18 protein-coding genes and 10 tRNA genes are annotated in these 18,167 nt (G+C 47.7%); 25 read left to right on the forward strand and 3 right to left on the reverse strand.

Annotated elements, in window-relative coordinates:
* The first annotated feature begins 114 nt into the window (after window positions 1-114).
* The 10 genes from ABN764_RS22255 to ABN764_RS22300 all read left to right on the forward strand — a co-directional run bounded on the left by ABN764_RS22255 (window position 115) and on the right by ABN764_RS22300 (window position 963).
* Window positions 115-190, forward strand: a tRNA-Phe gene (locus tag ABN764_RS22255).
* A 10-nt stretch (window positions 191-200) separates the two neighbouring features.
* Window positions 201-276: transfer RNA gene (locus ABN764_RS22260), tRNA-Thr, on the forward strand.
* A gap of 4 nt (window positions 277-280) precedes the next feature.
* Window positions 281-366, forward strand: a tRNA-Tyr gene (locus tag ABN764_RS22265).
* A 3-nt stretch (window positions 367-369) separates the two neighbouring features.
* Window positions 370-443 (forward strand) — tRNA-Trp (locus ABN764_RS22270).
* Window positions 444-463: 20 nt separating this feature from the next.
* Window positions 464-539 (forward strand) — tRNA-His (locus ABN764_RS22275).
* Between the two features lie 9 nt (window positions 540-548).
* Window positions 549-623, forward strand: a tRNA-Gln gene (locus ABN764_RS22280).
* Between the two features lie 3 nt (window positions 624-626).
* Window positions 627-701, forward strand: a tRNA-Gly gene (locus tag ABN764_RS22285).
* Between the two features lie 5 nt (window positions 702-706).
* Window positions 707-781, forward strand: a tRNA-Cys gene (locus ABN764_RS22290).
* A 10-nt stretch (window positions 782-791) separates the two neighbouring features.
* Window positions 792-868: transfer RNA gene (locus tag ABN764_RS22295), tRNA-Arg, on the forward strand.
* Between the two features lie 12 nt (window positions 869-880).
* Window positions 881-963, forward strand: a tRNA-Leu gene (locus ABN764_RS22300).
* Between the two features lie 329 nt (window positions 964-1,292).
* On the opposite strand, the gene floT is transcribed toward ABN764_RS22300, so the two are convergent.
* Together floT and ABN764_RS22310 are read right to left on the reverse strand one after the other, a co-directional pair.
* Complete coding sequence (floT, locus tag ABN764_RS22305) at window positions 1,293-2,813, reverse strand: flotillin lipid rafts scaffold protein FloT (RefSeq protein WP_021254301.1); 1,521 nt, start codon at window positions 2,811-2,813, stop codon at window positions 1,293-1,295.
* Between the two features lie 117 nt (window positions 2,814-2,930).
* Window positions 2,931-3,470 (reverse strand): NfeD family membrane protein, encoded by a 540-nt coding sequence (locus ABN764_RS22310; RefSeq protein ID WP_446673159.1) that lies wholly within the window; start codon window positions 3,468-3,470, stop codon window positions 2,931-2,933.
* Between the two features lie 259 nt (window positions 3,471-3,729).
* Between ABN764_RS22310 and ABN764_RS22315 the strand changes: the two genes are divergently transcribed.
* From ABN764_RS22315 to ABN764_RS22345, 7 genes are all read left to right on the forward strand, one after another.
* On the forward strand, window positions 3,730-4,038 hold the full coding sequence (locus tag ABN764_RS22315; RefSeq protein WP_021254299.1) for a LiaF transmembrane domain-containing protein: 309 nt from the start codon (window positions 3,730-3,732) through the stop codon (window positions 4,036-4,038).
* A gap of 53 nt (window positions 4,039-4,091) precedes the next feature.
* The gene (locus tag ABN764_RS22320) at window positions 4,092-4,766 is read left to right on the forward strand and encodes a PspA/IM30 family protein (protein WP_021254298.1); all 675 of its coding nucleotides are present in this window, start codon (window positions 4,092-4,094) and stop codon (window positions 4,764-4,766) included.
* Between the two features lie 8 nt (window positions 4,767-4,774).
* The gene (locus ABN764_RS22325; protein ID WP_021258624.1) at window positions 4,775-5,275 is read left to right on the forward strand and encodes a PspC domain-containing protein; all 501 of its coding nucleotides are present in this window, start codon (window positions 4,775-4,777) and stop codon (window positions 5,273-5,275) included.
* A gap of 1 nt (window position 5,276) precedes the next feature.
* On the forward strand, window positions 5,277-5,966 hold the full coding sequence (locus ABN764_RS22330; protein ID WP_446673160.1) for a PspA/IM30 family protein: 690 nt from the start codon (window positions 5,277-5,279) through the stop codon (window positions 5,964-5,966).
* Window positions 5,967-6,075: 109 nt separating this feature from the next.
* Window positions 6,076-6,726 (forward strand): cell wall-active antibiotics response protein LiaF, encoded by a 651-nt coding sequence (gene liaF, locus ABN764_RS22335; RefSeq protein ID WP_065293735.1) that lies wholly within the window; start codon window positions 6,076-6,078, stop codon window positions 6,724-6,726.
* Window positions 6,727-6,761: 35 nt separating this feature from the next.
* The gene (locus ABN764_RS22340) at window positions 6,762-7,865 is read left to right on the forward strand and encodes a sensor histidine kinase (protein WP_446673161.1); all 1,104 of its coding nucleotides are present in this window, start codon (window positions 6,762-6,764) and stop codon (window positions 7,863-7,865) included.
* A complete protein-coding gene (locus ABN764_RS22345; protein WP_172619657.1) occupies window positions 7,849-8,493 on the forward strand; it encodes a response regulator transcription factor in 645 nt (214 codons plus the stop codon). The genes ABN764_RS22340 and ABN764_RS22345 overlap by 17 nt, the downstream gene beginning before the upstream one ends.
* A 74-nt stretch (window positions 8,494-8,567) precedes the next feature.
* Here ABN764_RS22345 and ABN764_RS22350 read toward each other — a convergent pair whose 3' ends face one another.
* Window positions 8,568-8,924, reverse strand: a complete 357-nt coding sequence (locus ABN764_RS22350) for a hypothetical protein (protein ID WP_446673162.1) — start codon at window positions 8,922-8,924, stop codon at window positions 8,568-8,570.
* A 142-nt stretch (window positions 8,925-9,066) separates the two neighbouring features.
* On the opposite strand from ABN764_RS22350, the gene ABN764_RS22355 reads away from it, so the two are divergent.
* From ABN764_RS22355 to ABN764_RS22390, 8 genes are all read left to right on the forward strand, one after another.
* Complete coding sequence (locus tag ABN764_RS22355) at window positions 9,067-9,840, forward strand: YwmB family TATA-box binding protein (protein WP_021254291.1); 774 nt, start codon at window positions 9,067-9,069, stop codon at window positions 9,838-9,840.
* 159 nt (window positions 9,841-9,999) lie between these two features.
* Window positions 10,000-11,544, forward strand: coding sequence for a glucose-6-phosphate dehydrogenase (zwf, locus tag ABN764_RS22360; protein WP_021254290.1), 1,545 nt, complete (start codon window positions 10,000-10,002; stop codon window positions 11,542-11,544).
* Between the two features lie 242 nt (window positions 11,545-11,786).
* Window positions 11,787-13,385 carry an ABC transporter substrate-binding protein gene (locus ABN764_RS22365; RefSeq protein WP_174807455.1) on the forward strand — a complete coding sequence of 533 codons (1,599 nt, stop codon included), beginning with the start codon at window positions 11,787-11,789 and terminating at the stop codon, window positions 13,383-13,385.
* Between the two features lie 80 nt (window positions 13,386-13,465).
* Window positions 13,466-14,416 (forward strand): ABC transporter permease, encoded by a 951-nt coding sequence (locus tag ABN764_RS22370; protein WP_446673163.1) that lies wholly within the window; start codon window positions 13,466-13,468, stop codon window positions 14,414-14,416.
* Between the two features lie 5 nt (window positions 14,417-14,421).
* On the forward strand, window positions 14,422-15,267 hold the full coding sequence (locus tag ABN764_RS22375; RefSeq protein ID WP_021254287.1) for an ABC transporter permease: 846 nt from the start codon (window positions 14,422-14,424) through the stop codon (window positions 15,265-15,267).
* A gap of 118 nt (window positions 15,268-15,385) precedes the next feature.
* Complete coding sequence (locus ABN764_RS22380) at window positions 15,386-16,399, forward strand: ABC transporter ATP-binding protein (RefSeq protein ID WP_036667646.1); 1,014 nt, start codon at window positions 15,386-15,388, stop codon at window positions 16,397-16,399.
* Window positions 16,392-17,381: an ABC transporter ATP-binding protein gene (locus ABN764_RS22385; RefSeq protein ID WP_021254285.1), complete on the forward strand. Its 990-nt coding sequence runs from the start codon at window positions 16,392-16,394 to the stop codon at window positions 17,379-17,381. Before ABN764_RS22380 ends, ABN764_RS22385 begins: the two co-directional genes overlap by 8 nt.
* 126 nt (window positions 17,382-17,507) lie before the next feature.
* Window positions 17,508-17,963, forward strand: a complete 456-nt coding sequence (locus ABN764_RS22390; protein WP_174807457.1) for a hypothetical protein — start codon at window positions 17,508-17,510, stop codon at window positions 17,961-17,963.
* Window positions 17,964-18,167: the final 204 nt, after the last annotated feature.

Here is an 18,167-nt window from a genome sequence, read left to right on the forward strand (position 1 = left end):
GCTGTGGTGTAGAGGCCTAACATGCCTGCCTGTCACGCAGGAGACCGCGGGTTCGAATCCCGTCAGCTCCGCCATTTATTTTCAAGTGGCTTAAATTTAATAAGATTTCAATGAGGCTTGGTAGCTCAGTCGGTAGAGCAAAGGACTGAAAATCCTTGTGTCGGCGGTTCGATTCCGTCCCAAGCCACCATAGAAATTTCGCCGGTGTAGCTCAGTTGGTAGAGCGGCTGACTTGTAATCAGTAGGTCGAGGGTTCGACTCCTTTCGCCGGCACCATCTTGGAGGATTAGCGAAGTGGCCAAACGCAGCAGACTGTAAATCTGTTCCCGTCCGGGTTCGGTGGTTCGAATCCATCATCCTCCACCATGTAGGGGCATAGTTTAAAGGTAGAACAAAGGTCTCCAAAACCTTTGGTGTGGGTTCAATTCCTGCTGCCCCTGCCAACAATTTCTAATGTAATATGGCGGTCGTGGCGAAGTGGTTAACGCATCGGATTGTGGCTCCGACACTCGAGGGTTCGATTCCCTTCGATCGCCCCATTACCACATTGGGGATTAGCCAAGCGGTAAGGCAACGGACTTTGACTCCGTCACGCATAGGTTCGAATCCTATATCCCCAGCCATTTGCGGACATAGCTCAGTGGTAGAGTATCGCCTTGCCAAGGCGAGGGTCGCGAGTTCGAATCTCGTTGTCCGCTCCAGATGTGGCGCCATAGCCAAGTGGTAAGGCAAAGCTCTGCAAAAGCTTTATTCCCCAGTTCAAATCTGGGTGGCGCCTCCAAACATCTTTTGTGCCCTTAGCTCAGCTGGATAGAGTATTTGACTACGAATCAAAAGGTCGGGAGTTCGAATCTCTCAGGGCACGCCATTAATTTCATAAGCCGGTGTGGCGGAATTGGCAGACGCGCGCGACTCAAAATCGTGAGGGAAACCGTGGAGGTTCGAGTCCTCTCACCGGCACCATATTTATAAACAAGACTTTCAAGCGATTGAAGGTTTTTTGTTATTCTCGGAGATGAAAGAATACGATAAGACGATTACATAGTTGCTTGAGCCAGTTTAACAGCAAATTGAATCATGAGGACAGGAAAAATAAAACGCGAAGTAGTCGAACCTATTAAGTCGAACATAGGATGTCCATAATAGAGGAACGAGCATCAAATGGATGTAGATCATGCTTCACGGTTAGATGTGGCTGGGATGGTGGACAAATAGAGTAGCCTTGCAAAGCGAACGAGTAGAGTTTGCTCTGCAAGGCTATTTCTATGAATAAGACCTAAGTGTTTCAAGGTTTACTCGGGCTGTTTAGTTGGTTCGTTCGTAGGTAGATCGAGTGCTGGCTTGATCTGCTTGCTATGTTCCGGACCGTTGGTAAATCGCTTAATCATTTTCTCAATATCCAGACCGGATACGTCTTTTAACATTTGTGGAGCAGTCGCCATGAGTTGTGTGACATAGTTGCTTACCCGTGCTGCTCCTTCACCATTGCCTGTGTCAACGACAGTGAGCTTGTCGATGGACTTGAGTGGCTCTGCGACTTTGCCAGCGAGTTCTGGCATCATCTTAACGACGATATCGAGTACAGCAGCTTCGCCGAACTTCTCGAACGCTTCAGCAAGCTTCTCCTTCGCTTCTGCTTCGGCTAGACCACGCAGGCGGATGACTTCAGCTTCAGCCGTACCACGCGCACGTTCAGCATCGGCAATCGCCAGACCTTCTAAGCGTTTCTGTTCAGCGAGGGCCTTGGCCTCGGCTTCGATACGATACTGCAGGGCATCCGCTTCCAGTACTTTGCGTGACTTCTCAGCTTCGGCAGATTGAACAACGGCATAGCGATCCGCATCGGCCTTCTTTTTCACTTCTGCATCATATTGTTTCTCACGACGGAGAATTTCTTTGGCTTCCAGATCAATCTCACGTTCTTTGCGAACAATTTCGACACGCATTTGTTCCTCAACAACGCTTTGCTTGGAACGTGCTTCTTGAATGAAGTATGCTTGGTCTGCTTCCGCACGAGCAAGATCTTGGTCTTTTTTGAAAGCAGCAACCTTTAATTCTTTTTCTTTGGAAGCTTCAGCAATGTTCGTATCTCTGAGCAACTCGGCTTTCATTCCTGCTTCTTCCGCTTTGGCCTTTTGGATACGGGCATCACGAACAGCTTCTGCCTCAGCAATGTCTGCATCACGTTTAACGGCTGCGATACGTGGTTTGCCGAGTGCATCTAAGTATCCATGCTTATCTCGCACGTCTTTAATCGTAAAGGATACAATTTGCAGACCCATCTTTTTTAAATCTTTAGCGGCAACTCCCTGTACTTCCTGAGCAAATCGATCACGGTTGCGATATACTTCCTCGACGGTCATGGAACCAAGGATCGCGCGCAGATGACCTTCGAGAACTTCTTGAGCCTCACTCTTCAGCGCTTCGGTGGGCTTGCCAAGGAATTGCTCTGCAGCGGTTGCAATATCTTCTACAGTACCGCCTACCTTAATGATCGCTACAGCGTCAGTCATGACGGGTACACCTTGTTCGGTATACACTTCTGGTGTGGTTACATCAAGCTTGTGTGAGAGTAGGGATAGAAATTGTGATTGCTGGAAGATTGGCAGGATAAATGCACCACCGCCCCGGACAATTTTCATTTTGCGTCCGGATTCGTCGGTGGATACGTTCTTGCGTCCCAGATAAGAACCGGTAACGATCATTGTTTCGTCAGGGCTGACGGTCTTGTAGCGTGCCCAGAATGCAAGGCCAAGTACGAGTATGACGCCAATAACGATTAATGGGATGATCAATGCTTCACTAAACTCCATGAGATACAGCTCCCTCTATATTTATTTGTATAGGCAATGCCTGAATACACATGAATCCATAAATCGAATCGAAGTGAGAATGTAGGATATAAGTCCAGTAACAGAAGAGCAATGATGTTAATAGGTTGGACGGAGTGTTTCCTCGTTGAGCGGGGATACATACAGCGTATCTCCCTTTACTTCAACAACGACGATGGTCGTTCCGGAAGGAATGGCTTCTTTGTCGAAGGAGGCTGCAATTTGATTCGTTACTCCAGCTCCGATTCGAACAATGACCTCTCCATAGCCAGCAGACGGAATCGGAACATTGACCTCCCCAACCTTACCTGCAAGTTCTGTAATGGAGAATCCAATGGAGTTCTCACTATTCTCCATAGGCCTTACATATAGAAAATAGACACCAATGGATACTACAAGTGCACCAGCAAGAGCGGTGAGGAGAATGGTTGAAGAAGCCCAAACTGTATAACGGCTAAGCAGGACTCCGACTGCGCCAAATGCGGTTAAGCCGCTTACGAGTATGGTTGGCTGAAGTACCGCAAGGTGACTGTCGCCAACTAAACCATCGAATACATGGCTGAGCACCTCTCCAATCAGAAGTGAGACGATGGCGTACAAAACGCCGAATATCAGCAATCCCCAATATAACGTGTGCATGACGATGCGCTCCTTTCTCATCGCTTGAAGGAAGTGACGCCTGCAGCGAATGGGCAGTTATGGAAATATATACGTAATTGGCGAAACTTTGTTTCAACTTCGACTTCAGACCAGTCTAGTATAGGCTCGATCAAAGGTCGGTCAGGTCCCCCGACTTGAGTCTAGGATCAAAAACCGTCCCCGGCCTGTTTTGGGCAAATGCATTTCCACCTAAAATAAAGACATAAGCAAGACACGACGAAAGGTGGTGACGAACCGAATGCAAACGAACAAAGGTAACACATTCGCTTTTGTACTGATCGCTCTGGGAGGAATCATATTACTTAGCAAGTTCGGGATTCATCTGGGCAGCTGGTTTGGCTACTTGTTCCCTCTCATTCTGATTGCGCTTGGCTACTATGGAGTGAAGGCAGGGAATTCATTCTTCGGATGGATTTTCATCATTATCGGAGCGATATCGTTGATAGGCAAGTTGTCCTGGATCATCGGTATCATCGTTGCCGTAGGATTGATTGGTTTCGGGATATCGATGTTGGGAGGCAAGCGCAACAAGAGCCATCCGTTTTAACAAAGGTGATTATTAATAATTGCAAATAGTCGGTTCAAGGAGGGTAAGGCTGAATGAGTGGTATTTTGAAAAGGGTTCGCGACATTACGATGGCAACATTGAATGAACGTTTGGATAAGGTTGAAGATCCTGTCCGCTTGATTGACCAGTTCCTGATGCGTACACGCCATGATATTAATGAGGCAGACCGCCTCTATCAACAATATGTCATGCATGCGAATCAAATGAGAAATCAAATGAATCAAGCACAAGAATTATGTTCTCGCAGAGAGCAGCAAGCGATGCTGGCCTTAAAGGCGGGTGAGGAATTCGCAGCCAAGATTGCATTGCAAGAGAAGCTGATGCATGAGGATAAGGTGCAGCAGTATTCAGAATTGTACGAAAAGAGCAAGGATGCGATTCTTGAGCTGGAAGAGCAATTGAATATGCTCAAGAGCGAATATCAAGCTGTATATGACAAGCGCCAATATTACATCGCTAGAATGCAGACCGTTCGCTTGCAGCAGCAAATGAACGAGCGCTTCGGACAATACGGTGTGGGGCAAGTGGACAGCATGTTCCGCAGACTCGAGGATCGAGTGTCCGGGATGGAATGGGAAACGCAAGGCATTCAAGATGTACGCCGCATGAGCGGCCAAACGATGGGCAACATCAACCCGGAACGGGATATGGCTTTGAAGCGCGAAATGGAGCGCCTGAAACAAAAATTAGATTCAGCAAAGGAGTGAAGTAAGCCATGAACAGAAAGTTGTACCGTTCGACACGGGATCGTAAAGTATGCGGTCTCCTCGGCGGCTTAGGTGAATGGCTTGGATTCGATGTCACTCTGCTGCGTGTCCTGTTTGTAATCGGAGTATTCTTCTCTGCGTTCACACTTATCGCCGTATACTTTGTAGTATCACTAGTAGTACCTAAGGAGCCGTACCAGCCATTTGGACCTACCGGTTATGGTGCAGGCCCATACGGAGGCGGCTATCAAGGCCAACAAGGTTACCAAGGCGGCTACTCCAATGATCCGAACTATTACAACGGACCACGAGCAGCAGGCCCGACGAATCCATACGGATCCTCCACATATGGAGGAGTGAAGCAAACCAACAGTTATGATGCGAATTATGCATCTTCTAATGATTCTTCCATCGATTCGATGATGATGGATATTGAGAAAAAGGCATTAAAAAAAGAAATCGAAGAACTTCGCCAAAAAGTAGCGAAGTACGAGAGAGGGGACAAATAAGATGGGTGTATTCAAACGTATTAAAGATATGACTAAGGCTTCTGTACATGAGTTGTTGGATAAAGTAGAAGATCCAGTGGTAATGTTGAATCAATATCTGCGCGACATGGAGGAAGAAATCCATGATGCAGAAGTAACAGTTGCCAAGCAAATGGCAAGTGAGCGCCAAATCAAGCATCGTTATGATGAAGCTATTCGCTTTACAGCTGACCGTGAAGCGCAGGCAGAACGCGCATTAAAGTCAGGCCAAGAAGAAATGGCACGCAAGTTCCTGGAAGAAAAACTGTACTATGATCAAAAAGTTGCTGAATACAGCGACCTGCATGCCCAAGCACAAGGCCATGCAGAAGAGTTGATGCATCAGCTGCGCTCGATGAAGGATGAATTCTACAAGCTGCGCAACAAGCGCAATGAATTGGCTGCACGTGCGCAAATGGCGAAGGCACGCAAGCAAATGTCTTCCATTACAAGCAACCATGCCATCGAGTCAGGTTCTGCAACACGCGGCTTCCACCGCATGGAAGAGAAGATCATGCAATTGGAAGCAGAAGCTGAAGTCATGCGTGTACCTTATGGCGGATATGCAGGAACTTCATCCAATTACCAACCGCCTGTAGATGTAGAGAAGGAAATGAAGGTTAACGAGCAATTAGCAGCATTGAAGCAAAAATTGGGTCAAACAGAGCAATAAATCCTTGGGGGATGTCCAAGGTTGTGATATGCTAACATAGGTAGCTTACGGCGATGCGCTAGCATCGCCGTAAGTGCTATCCGCGAATATTTGTGACAGGAGGTGCGACATGAATAAAAACAACCGTTTGCTTGCATATATTCTTATCGTCTTCGGGTTGCTCATTTTAATTGGCAAGTGGCTTAGTTTCGTAACGTTTGTCGCACTTGTAATGCTGTATTTGGGCATACGCAAAGTTCGTGCTGCAGAATTGCGTGTAGGGTACACCTTGCTAGGTATCGGCGGAACACTGTTACTTTTGGAACATTTAATGCTATTCGTCGGAATCATCTTGATATCGTTAGGGATATTCTATTCGCGTGCTCGCAAAGACCAGAAACATGATCATGTCGAAAAGCGCCAGAATATTACGTCCAGCCTGAAGTGGGATCGAGTTCCGTATATTTTGCATAGCCAGAGCATGTGGCATTTCATTGGGGAAAGTGATATTGATTTGTCCTTAGCGATATTGGAAGAACCGGAAACCACCCTCATCTTTCAAGGTGTATTAGGTGACATGGACATTATGATTCCAGATGACATTGGTGTATATATCGAAGCTACGGTCATATTTGGACAAATTGATGTGGGACGCGACAAAGAAACCGGATTTTTGAACAAGTGGACGTGGCGATCGGCGAATTACGAGTTTACGGAGCAAAAGGTGAAACTCCATATTTCTTACCTTGTAGGAGATATTGATGTCAGGTTGCACATGTAGGACAGTTAGCGGAGAAAGGAGATGCAGAGGCCGGTATGGAACCGAAAAAGCATGTGAATATGGTAGTACGATTAATGGGCGAGACGCTTCTCCTTTCTATTATACTATTCTTTGTCATCATTTATTTGATGCAATCATATGGTTATGTGCAGCCATTTGAGACTTGGATCGACGGAGTGAAGGCGACATTATCGGTGTTGTTTGTCGTTGCAATCATTACGTCGATATTTGCGTTCTACCAAGGTTATCGAATGAAGCGTCGGGTGGAATTGCTGCGCGAATCGATGCTGCTCTTGGAGAAGGGGAATCTATCGCGACCGATGCCGGATCTCGGCGATGACGAGATCGGTCAGCTAGCTGAACAATTGGAGCGAGTAAGCAAGCGTTGGGAAGAACAAGTGACTTCGATGCAGCGCTTGTCCACGAATAATGCGCAATTGGCAGAGCAGGCTCGGATATCTGCGATTATAGAAGAGCGGCAACGCTTGGCGCGGGAGTTGCATGATGCGGTAAGCCAGCAGTTATTTGCAATATCAATGACAGCTACCGCTGTACGGAGAACACTGGATGTTGATTTTGATCGAGCGGTGCGGCAGGTGGAGCTGATTGAAGAAATGGCTTCCGTTGCCCAGTCTGAAATGCGAGCGCTGCTGCTTCATTTGCGGCCTGTACATTTGGAGGGAAAAGGCTTGACTCAAGGCTTGGCGGAGCTGATCCGCGAGCTTCAGTCCAAAATTCCAATTGAAATCCATTGCGAGATGGATGATCATATTGGATTAGTGAAGGGCGTAGAGAATCATTTGTTCCGGATTGTTCAGGAGGCGTTGTCGAATACACTGCGGCACTCGAAGGCATCACGGATGGAGATCAAACTGCAAAATCGAGGGGATTTCGTTCGTTTACTCCTTCGTGATAATGGGATAGGATTTGATTGGGACGATAAGAAGCAAGCAAGCTATGGCCTTCGTACGATGCAAGAGCGGGTAAATGAAGTGGGTGGCTCCATTCAGTTCATTACCGCACCTGACAAAGGAACCCGGATCGAAATTCGAGTGCCTGTCATGAGAGAAGAGCCTAGTCTGAAGGAGGAAGAGTTGAACGATGGAGATGGAAACATCGATGATGGACAATCCTATTAAAGTATTGTTGGTAGATGACCATGAAATGGTTCGCATCGGCCTTGCTGCAGTACTGAATACAGAAGAAGGCATTGAGGTCGTAGGGGAAGCGAGCAACGGGATGGACGGAATACGTCTTGCCCAAGAGTATAAGCCTGATGTTGTGCTTATGGATCTTGTGATGGATGGTATGGATGGTATAGAGACAACCCGCAAGCTGCTGCAGTTGTATCCTGACTGCAAAGTGATCGTACTTACAAGTTATTTGGATGATGAAAAGATGTATCCTGTCATTGAAGCTGGAGCATTCAGTTATTTGCTGAAGACGTCCCGAGCTACAGAGATTGCTGAAGCCATCCGGGCGGCTGCAAGAGGCCAATCTGTGCTGGAGTCCCAGGTAGCCTCCAAGATGATGAATCGATTCCGCCAGCCAGCACAGCCAATTGCGGCGCATGAACAATTGACAGAGCGTGAGATGGACGTACTTCGTTTATTAGCGCAGGGGAAATCCAATCAGGATATCGCGGATGATCTGTTTATTGGGATTAAGACGGTTAAATTCCATGTTACGAATATATTGGCGAAGCTTGGTGTGGAGGATCGCACGCAGGCAGCGATTTACGCTTATAAGAACGGATTGGCTGAATAGCCGAGAACCCGAGCGCTTTCCTAGGAGAGTGTTCGGGTTTTTTTCGAATGAACTGAGAAGAGGATGCAGGAATTCTAGATAAAAAGCAGAAAAAATAAGGAAACCAGACCCAAATCAAGAGCGAGGCGTCCACCAGGGAAGAAGGGACTGGCTCTATATGGATCGAATGCGCTTGTATATACTTGATGTGAAGTGTCAGCAACTTGAAGCGATCTGTTTTTCTTTTTCCCTCTGCGCTTCTTAACTGGGGAAGGTTCAACGGATGCAGCAGAAGCGTGCGAGGTAGTAACAATATCGCCGTTCAATATCACTTTCCCCCCCTCACAAGAGGTAAGCCGTCCTATATATTGATCTCCATTCTGCATCACAACACAGACCGGGCGGCCACACAGCAATCGAATGAATGTCTCGTCTATCGGAACGGGAACCACGGTTGGTTAGCCTCCATTCTTGATTGAATGTATATGTCAGTAGTCTATTCCATGAACGAATGCTAGGTATGGTCATACACCTAGAATCAGCCCGCCTAATTCTAAGAGGTGCTACACTTCGATAAGGTAAGGTGATGGAAGGATGCATGCAGTACGCCGTTCTGCCGTTGCGGCAGTAGGATTGGTGTTGTTAGCATTATGCGGTGCCATTGCACTCATCGGAAGCAATGATCGATGGCAGTTGGCTGGGAGTCGGGAATCGGTCGAGAAGCTTGATCTTGTGAAGCGGGTGAACATGCTGTGGGTGCTTGCTGAATTGGTCGGATCCGGGAAATTCCAGACTACGGTGCTCATTCAAGGGAATTATGCAGCTAATGGCAGCAAGGAGAAGAACCTCGAACAGTGGCAGAAGGATGCAGGAATCACTGCGCACCTGATACGCAAGGAGGAACAAGGCAAGGAGGCGTATCGCGGAATTTATATATCGGATTCGATAGAGGCAGCGATTCTGTGGTTTCAAGAAGAGAATGGGCGCGTATACTATACGATATCCATACAGGGTTCAGCCAGAACCGGTATGACTCAGTCAGCTGCAGAAGGGGAACAACTGATGAAGAAGCTGTCATCTCATTACGGGGCAGAATGGACGGCGACCGTTCAGACAGTAGCGAGCCAATCGCTGAAGGACAGCTTCGAGAGGGCTGAGCGATCGTTGCGGGAATGGGGACAAGCAGAACCGCTTGACCGCTATGAGGATGAGCGCACGATCAGTGTATCTTATCAGACGGACTATATGGGCTCAGGGGTGCAAATGAAGCATGGAAATGCAAATTTGCAGCTTGCTGTTCATGAAAACAGGGACAAGGGAGAAACCCGAATATCTTTCGGTACACCGCTGATTGCCGGTGAATATTAATGAGAATGGATTGAGAATTGCAGCTAGACAAGGCAATGAGAATTATACTTGACGTCAAGGAAAGAATGGAATCTATACGGTAAGTATGCTAAAATGGCATCACATCCGAAATAGGAACTATATCAGATCTATAAACGAGTGTAAGGATGATGGAGAGAGATGACTGTGATGCAAAATCATGAATCCCAATTGGCAGAAGGCGCCGTATTCTATATATTCGGTGCTACTGGCGACTTAGCTCGCCGCAAATTGTTCCCGGCTATATATAGTCTGTATCGCGAAGGCAAGCTAGGAGAACGCTTCGCAGTTATCGGACTAGCCCGCCGTGCTCGTACGCATGAAGAATTCCGTCAGGATGTGCGTGCGTCTATCGACGAATTTTGCCGTTACCCGGTTCAGAATGATGAGGAATGGAACCGGTTTGCTAAGCATTTTGAGTACAAACCGTTAGATATTAACAATGTAGATGGCTTCCGCGAACTGCGTGAGCAGTCCGAGCATATCGAACGCGAGTACGATATTCCAGGAAATCGTCTGTTCTATTTGGCACTGGCTCCGGAATTGTTCGGCAGTGTATCGCACAATCTTCGTGATGGCGGAATGCTGGAGAGTAAGGGCTGGCACCGCCTCGTAATCGAGAAGCCGTTCGGTTACGATCTACCGTCAGCAGAGAAGCTGAACGAAGAAATCCGTCAAGTATTCAAAGAAGAAGAAGTGTACCGTATCGACCATTACTTGGGTAAAGAAATGGTACAGAACATTGAAGTTCTTCGATTTGCGAATGCATTCTTCGAGCCGCTCTGGAACAACAAGCATATTGCGAATATTCAAATTTCCCTGTCTGAGACAGTTGGGGTTGAAGAGCGTGGAGGCTATTACGATCATGCAGGTGCATTGCGCGATATGGCGCAGAACCATATGCTGCAAATGCTCACGATGATTGCAATGGAGCCGCCAAGCCGCCTGCATCCGGAAGATATCCGCGATGAGAAGGTGAAGGTGCTTCGTTCCTTGCGCCAATACCCAGAGCAAGAGGATGTTCACCGCAATGTCGTGCGTGGACAATATTCCGCAGGCTCGATGAATGGCAAGGAGCTTCCTGGCTATCGTGAGGAAGATAAGGTGAATCCTGCATCTGTTACGGAGACATATTTTGCAGCACGTGTATTCGTTGACAACTTCCGCTGGGCGGGAGTACCGTTCTACATTCGGACAGGCAAGCGTCTGCCAGTGAAGACGACAGAAGTTGTGGTTGAATTCAAGAACATGCCTACGAATGTATACCTCGGACAGAAGCATAAGCTGGAGCCGAACTTGCTCGTTATCCGCGTAAATCCGATGGAAGGCATCTACGTGAAGCTTAATGGTAAGAAGCCTGGGGCGGAAGGCGGCATTCAACCGCTTGCGATGGACTTCTGCCAAAGCTGCATGGTCGGCATCAATACTCCAGAAGCGTATGAGCGTCTGATCTTCGATGCTGCTCGCGGCGATTCCACGTACTTCACGCGTTGGGACGAGGTGGCTACTGCATGGTCATTCGTTGATAATATCGCGAAGGCATGGAAGAAATCTAACGAAGATCTGTTTGCTTATCCAGCAGGCTCTTGGGGCCCTGAGCAAGCAGACAAGCTTCTGCAAGAGGATGGATTCCACTGGTGGCCTGTTAATGGACAGGAAGAAAGTGAAGTTGTCTGGACGAAGTAATTCGTTTCCCATAGATTGATAATCAGCTGTGCCCTCTACAGGGGCACAGCTTTTTTGGTTGAAGGTTGAAGGCAGTTTATAGCGAATGGCTGCTTCGCCTTTTCATGTGTCGATCTCGTGACTGTGAAAACAGGATGATTTTAATCCCTATCAAAAAGCTCGGAAAAACTATTGTCTTCTGAAAAAAATATAGTTATACTAGATTCCATAGTCTTGTTAACCATCTATCGGGAGGAATCAACATGAAACGCAACAAATTATGGATTATCGGGCTGCTCACACTTATCGTCCTTGTGGTGAGTGCGTGCGGTAACAATTCTACTCCTGCGAAGGATTCAACGTCTTCTACGGCGGAAGGGACAGGCCAACCGAAGGATGGAGGCAATATTATTATTGCAGTACAAGAGGATCCTCGTGTATTGAACCCATTGTATTCGAATGACCGTGTTACGTTGACGATAAATCAAACCTTGTATGCACCGTTGTATACGGTGGAAGACGGAGGCAAGAAGAAATTCGTACTTGCGGAGAGCATTACTCCATCGAAGGATTTCTTGACTTACACGCTGAAGCTTCGCAAAGGATTGACATGGCATGACGGCAAGCCGCTTACAGCAGATGATGTTGTCTTCACAATCAACAGTATCTTGGATGAGAAGCAGCACAGCACGGATCGTGAATCCTACATCTTCAATGGCAAGCCGCTGCAAGCGAAGAAAGTGGATGACGTAACTGTCGATTTGGTTCTTCCACAGCCATCTGCTTCCTTTGAAGGAATCTTTGCTTCGTTCAAGCCGATTCCGAAGCATATCTTCGAAGGCGAAACTGATATTGAGAAGAGCACGAAGAATGCAGCTCCAATTGGTTCTGGCGCTTATAAGTTCAAAGAATATCGCCCGGGCGAATATGTAACATTGGAGCGCTTCGATAATTATTTCGCAGGCAAGGGTCATCTGGATCAAGTCATCTACCGCATTGCGAAAGATCCGAATGCAGCGAACTTGGCATTGCAGAACGGTGAATTGAATATGCGCAAGGTTGAACCAGCGGATTACAACAAGTTGAATACAAGTGGCAAGCTGAACATGGTTGTATACCCTGAAGGCCGCTTGAACTATCTGGTGTTCAATATGAACATCGATACGATGAAGAAGAAGGAAGTTCGCCAAGCGATTTCCTATGCAATTAACAAGCAAGAACTGATACCGCTCGCTTATGGCTCTGCAGAGTTTGCAGACCCAGCAGCGTCCATCTTTACACCGGATACAACGTATTACACAGCAGATGTTGAGAAGTATGACTACAATGCGGAGAAAGCCAAAGAATTGCTTAAGCAAGCTGGCGTAAGCAACTTGAAGCTGAAGCTTGCATACTCGAATGCAAGCAAGATTCAAACAAGCCAAGCACTCTACATTCAACAAAAGCTGAAAGAAGTAGGTATTGAAGTGGAATTGCTGCCGCTTGAATCCGGCACATTCTCCAATATGTCGCTTGATCCGAACAACACGAAATTCGATTTGTCCTTCAATGGCTATGTAATGGGAACTGAACCGGATTCGTACAAATCGCTCTACTTGAGCAATCAACTGTACAACTACGGCCATTACAACAATCCTGAACTCGATAAACTGTGGGAACAAGCTGCAGTAGAGATGGACAGCACGAAGCGTGGCGAACTGTACAAGCAAATTCAACAAACGATTGCCAGCGAGGCGGTTGTATATCCGATTGCAAACGACAAAGCGATCATCGCGGTAGACAAACGTTATGGCGGCCTTGATGAAGCGGTTGCGAAGCCGGTCTTCATGTTCGAAGATTTGTCCAAACTTTATCTGAACTAAGCACGATAATTTGATATCGAACATAAACATCCAGAATACAGGCGCCAGCAAGGGCTGGCGCCTGCACGGAGGGAATTGAATTGCAGAAATACATCTCGCGACGCGTTCTGCAAGCCATTCCACTGCTCTGGTTTATTTCAATCGTATCATTCGCGCTCATTAAACTAGCACCGGGAGACCCGGTGCTTTCGTTCGTCACACCGAACATGAACGCGGAGGATGTAGAGCGAATCCGTCATGACCTTGGATTGACGGAACCGATTATTGTGCAGTATTGGAACTGGCTTAAAAATGTATTTTCAGGAGATTTAGGTTATTCACTGATGAGCCATCGGCCGGTGACGGAGCTCATTTTAGAACGGCTGCCTGCGACGATTGGCCTTATGGGATCCGCTATGTTGATCTCACTTCTCATTTCGGTACCACTTAGCATGTACGCTGCGTCACGTAAAAATCGTCTTAGTGACCGCGGCCTTAGCCTGCTGTCTTATATCGGAATCTCGATCCCGAGCTTCTGGTTTGGCATTATGCTGATTTATATTTTTGCGTTGAAATTAAACCTGCTCCCAAGTATGGGGATGCGGACAATCGGGGTAGATTCCACACTTGATATTTTGAAGCACGGAATTCTGCCTTGTACGGTACTGACTTTCATGAATGTATCGGTCTATATGCGTTACATTCGTTCGCATACGATAAGCCAGCTGGAAGAGGACTACGTTCAAATTCAGTACGCTTATGGAGCCACTCGCGGCACGGTATTGCGCCGTCATGTGCTGAAAAATGTTCTACTGCCTGTCATTACAATCCTCGGTATGTCCTTCCCTGAACTGATTGCCGGAGCATTCATTACGGAATCGGTATTCTCATGGCCAGGGATGGGGGCACTCGGGATTAGTTCGGTATTTCAGCTGGATTACCCTGTCATCATGGGCATTACGATGATCTCTTCCGTTATGCTGGTTGTCGGGAACTTGGTTGCTGACCTGCTGTACGGCGTAGTAGATCCACGAATTAAGACAACGGGGTGAGTCAGATGAACCGAATGATATGGCGAAATATCGCTACACAATTGAAAGAACAGAAGCTGGCTCTGGTAGCATTGATTCTACTCGCGGTTCTCATTATTGCTTCCACCTTGGCATTTTTGAGCCCGCATGATCCCGACAAGATGGTCGTGACGGAGACACTTCAGTCTCCAAGCGCATCTCATTGGTTCGGAACAGATGATCAAGGGCGCGATGTGTTCGCACGGGCATTGTATGGCGGGCGCATTTCACTTAGTGTCGGATTTTTATCGATGTTTATTGCGGTGCTGGTAGGTACAGCTGTAGGTACAATTAGTGGTTATTTTGGCGGCTGGATTGATAATACGTTGATGCGTATCGTTGATATTTTAATGTCGATACCATCCTTCTTCTTAATGCTTATTCTGAATGCTTACTTGAAGCCAGGGATTACTACGATCGTGCTGATCATCGGCCTGCTTAGCTGGATGAACATATCCCGAATTGTGCGTGCGGAGACATTGTCCGTCAAGGAGCGGGAATATGTCCTGTATGCGCGAGTATCAGGCCAGAGCACGTTCGGCATCATTTGGAAGCATATCATTCCGAATATTATGCCTACGATTATTGTTACGGCGACGATCAATATTGCAGGGGCAATTATGATGGAGTCGTCACTAAGCTTCCTTGGACTCGGGGTACAGCCGCCGAATGCGTCATGGGGAAGTATGTTGAACAGCGCACAAGGATATATCGGGGAGGCGCCTTATATGGCTTTGTTCCCTGGATTGCTTATCTTGGTTACAGTGCTGTCGTTCAACTTCCTAGGCGATGTGCTGCGTGTTGCCTTTGAACCAAAAGCGAATCAACGTTAGTCCATTATAAGCTGGGTTAGGTTCTAGGATGCAGTGTGTGCACTGTAGAGAGCAGATAGTTGGATCGTCTAACGATACAGATGCAGGGCTAACGATACTATACAACGGAGTGAGACTTATGAATGAACTGCTATCCGTTCAACAACTGAGAACTTCGTTCCACACACGCGACGGAGAAGTGCAGTCTGTCCGGGGCGTCAGCTTCGATGTTCATGAAGGCGAAGTCATCGGCATCGTCGGTGAATCGGGCAGCGGCAAGAGCGTGACAGCGAAGTCTCTCATTGGATTAATACAACATCCGGGACAGATTAAGAGCGGTCAAGTGCTGTTCCACGGAGATAACCTATTAGATATGTCAGAAAAGGAATTGCGGCGCATTCGGGGTAATCGGATTGCAATGATTTTCCAAGATCCGATGACGTCGCTAAATCCGGTAGTTAAGGTAGGCGCACAGATCGTAGAGGTATTGCAGCGTCATCAGAAGCTGTCGAAGACGGAAGCACGAAAGCGGGCAATCGAACTGCTGCGTCAGGTTGGTATTCCTTCGCCGGAGCAACGCATCGATCAGTACCCGCATGAATTCAGCGGTGGGATGCGTCAGCGGGCCATGATCGCAATGGCGCTCTCCTGCCAGCCCGAGCTGCTTATTGCAGATGAGCCGACCACTGCGCTCGACGTCACGATTCAGGCACAGATTCTGGGATTGATGAAGGAGCTCCGGGATACGACGCGCACCGCCATTCTACTCATTACGCATGACTTGGGCGTTGTAGCGCAAGTGTGTACGAGGGTTATCGTCATGTATGGCGGGTTGATTATGGAAGAGGGCACGGTTGAGGATATCTTCGAGCGTCCTCGTCACCCATACACGAAGGGATTGCTTCGCTCGATTCCGAAAGTATCGACAGGAACACGCGAGCGTCTCGCTACGATTGAGGGAACGCCGCCGAACCTGCTACACCCGCCGGAAGGCTGCCCATTTATGGAGCGCTGCCCTTCTGCGATGGACAAGTGCAGACAAATGCCTCCGGTCGTTACGACCGATCCAGGTCATCGTTCGCTATGCTGGCTTGTGCATGAAGAAGAAGAGCAGCGTCTGGAACGATTGGAGAGGGGGCTGTCAAATGAGTAACCAAAAAGAAATTTTGCTGGACGTGCGTGGACTAAAAAAGTACTTCCCAGCCTCCAAATCACTGCTCGGCCGTCCACAGAAAGTATTGAAAGCAGTAGATGATGTCAGTTTCCATATTCATAAAGGGGAGACGTTCGGACTTGTCGGAGAATCAGGCTGTGGGAAGTCAACGACAGGACGTTCGATTGTAAGACTATATGATGTAACGGATGGAGAAGTGCTGTTCGACGGTCAAAACATCGCGACAATGAACGAGAAGCAGCTGAAGCCTTTCCGCAAGCGAATGCAGACGATATTCCAGGATCCCTATTCTTCGTTGAATCCTGGCATGAATGTGACTCAACTCATTAGTGAACCGATGGCGATCCATGGCGTCGTGAACCGGAAGGATCAGCGTAATATGGTATTGTCTCTGCTGGAGAAGGTAGGACTGAAGCCAGAGCATGCGGAGCGTTATCCGCATGAGTTCAGCGGCGGTCAGCGTCAACGGATCAGTATTGCGCGCGCACTGTCGGTACGGCCTGAGTTCATCTTGTGCGATGAGCCAATCTCGGCGCTTGACGTATCCGTACAAGCCCAAGTGGTGAATATGCTGGAGGACTTGCAGGAAGAGTATGGGTTGACTTATCTGTTCATCGCGCATGACCTATCCATGGTAAGACATATATCCGATCGGATCGGCGTGATGTACTTGGGCAAGCTGGTCGAGGTCGCTCCTAGCGATGAGTTGTACAACCATCCTGCACACCCCTATACGCAGGCGCTTCTCTCCGCAATCCCTGTACCGGATCCGAAGCAGGCTGGTTCAGCGATCTCGATGCTTCAGGGAGATTTACCAAGTCCGCTCGCAGACATGCAAGGGTGCAAGTTCGCATCGCGTTGTCCCTTTGCCACGGAACGCTGCCGTCAGGAGGAGCCGAAGTGGCGGGAAATCTCGCCTGGGCATTATGCGGCTTGCCATTTGAATGATGGTCAAGTGTAAGTGGTGCAATTATATTAAGCTCGTATAGCAATTACGAGAGGTGATGGGTTTCCTATAGCTAGTATGATATAATGCTAGATATTTGTTAATCTATGCCAATGCACAATTGTGAGGAGAGTGGAATAGATGTCTACAGAGACTCGGGTATCGCAAAGTACCGCGATTATGATAGAACGCGCTCGTCGTAAGGGCATTACCGAAGAGCAGCTGTTGCATGCAGCACGCACAGGAGATGTTAGCGAACTCATTACGATTAATGAAGAGTGGTATACGTATGATGACTTCGTATCCTATGCGAACGAACATGATGAGCCGCTCGCTCAAGCAATTGCAGAGGGATATCGGATGACATTTAACACGAATAATGGTCTGTCGATATGGCTGCAAGAGCGCTTCGATGTGCAAGAGGGAGAGCATTATACCAAGGAAATGGGTCGTATTTCAGGATTGAAGCTGAGTTCAGCTGATGTCGAAGTAATTCGCTCCTCATTGGCCTTGAACTGGACATTAGTTGAAGGGTCCGCTGCGGATGGAGCGGGTACGGTAACACTGGTTGTCCGTGCTCTGCTTGAGCAATCATAAGTAGTTAAAAATACGTATTGTGTTATAATCGAATCGTCCATTCTCTCGATGAGAGGATGGGCGGTTTTTTAGTTGTAAAGTGAATGAGTTCCTAATATAGGGGATAGCTGTTAGGAGATAGCAGGATGCAGTAACGAGGGATTAGAGATATTTCATATTCTTCGAAGGTTGTTCTCGTTACCCATTTATAGGTTTACTTATTTT

The sequence above is a fragment of the Paenibacillus wuxiensis genome, from assembly GCF_040195695.1.
Taxonomy (GTDB): domain Bacteria; phylum Bacillota; class Bacilli; order Paenibacillales; family Paenibacillaceae; genus Paenibacillus_B; species Paenibacillus_B suaedae.

Coding starts and splice junctions, on each gene's coding strand:
- ABN764_RS22375 (WP_021254287.1), top strand. CDS start 14,422: ATGAACCGAATGATATGGCGAAATATCGCTACACAATTGAAAGAACAG.
- ABN764_RS22330 (WP_446673160.1), top strand. CDS start 5,277: ATGGGTGTATTCAAACGTATTAAAGATATGACTAAGGCTTCTGTACAT.
- liaF (WP_065293735.1), top strand. CDS start 6,076: ATGAATAAAAACAACCGTTTGCTTGCATATATTCTTATCGTCTTCGGG.
- ABN764_RS22345 (WP_172619657.1), top strand. CDS start 7,849: ATGGACAATCCTATTAAAGTATTGTTGGTAGATGACCATGAAATGGTT.
- ABN764_RS22385 (WP_021254285.1), top strand. CDS start 16,392: ATGAGTAACCAAAAAGAAATTTTGCTGGACGTGCGTGGACTAAAAAAG.
- ABN764_RS22340 (WP_446673161.1), top strand. CDS start 6,762: ATGGAACCGAAAAAGCATGTGAATATGGTAGTACGATTAATGGGCGAG.
- floT (WP_021254301.1), bottom strand. CDS start 2,813: ATGGAGTTTAGTGAAGCATTGATCATCCCATTAATCGTTATTGGCGTC.
- ABN764_RS22380 (WP_036667646.1), top strand. CDS start 15,386: ATGAATGAACTGCTATCCGTTCAACAACTGAGAACTTCGTTCCACACA.
- ABN764_RS22390 (WP_174807457.1), top strand. CDS start 17,508: ATGTCTACAGAGACTCGGGTATCGCAAAGTACCGCGATTATGATAGAA.
- zwf (WP_021254290.1), top strand. CDS start 10,000: ATGACTGTGATGCAAAATCATGAATCCCAATTGGCAGAAGGCGCCGTA.
- ABN764_RS22320 (WP_021254298.1), top strand. CDS start 4,092: ATGAGTGGTATTTTGAAAAGGGTTCGCGACATTACGATGGCAACATTG.
- ABN764_RS22325 (WP_021258624.1), top strand. CDS start 4,775: ATGAACAGAAAGTTGTACCGTTCGACACGGGATCGTAAAGTATGCGGT.
- ABN764_RS22315 (WP_021254299.1), top strand. CDS start 3,730: ATGCAAACGAACAAAGGTAACACATTCGCTTTTGTACTGATCGCTCTG.
- ABN764_RS22365 (WP_174807455.1), top strand. CDS start 11,787: ATGAAACGCAACAAATTATGGATTATCGGGCTGCTCACACTTATCGTC.
- ABN764_RS22355 (WP_021254291.1), top strand. CDS start 9,067: ATGCATGCAGTACGCCGTTCTGCCGTTGCGGCAGTAGGATTGGTGTTG.
- ABN764_RS22310 (WP_446673159.1), bottom strand. CDS start 3,470: ATGCACACGTTATATTGGGGATTGCTGATATTCGGCGTTTTGTACGCC.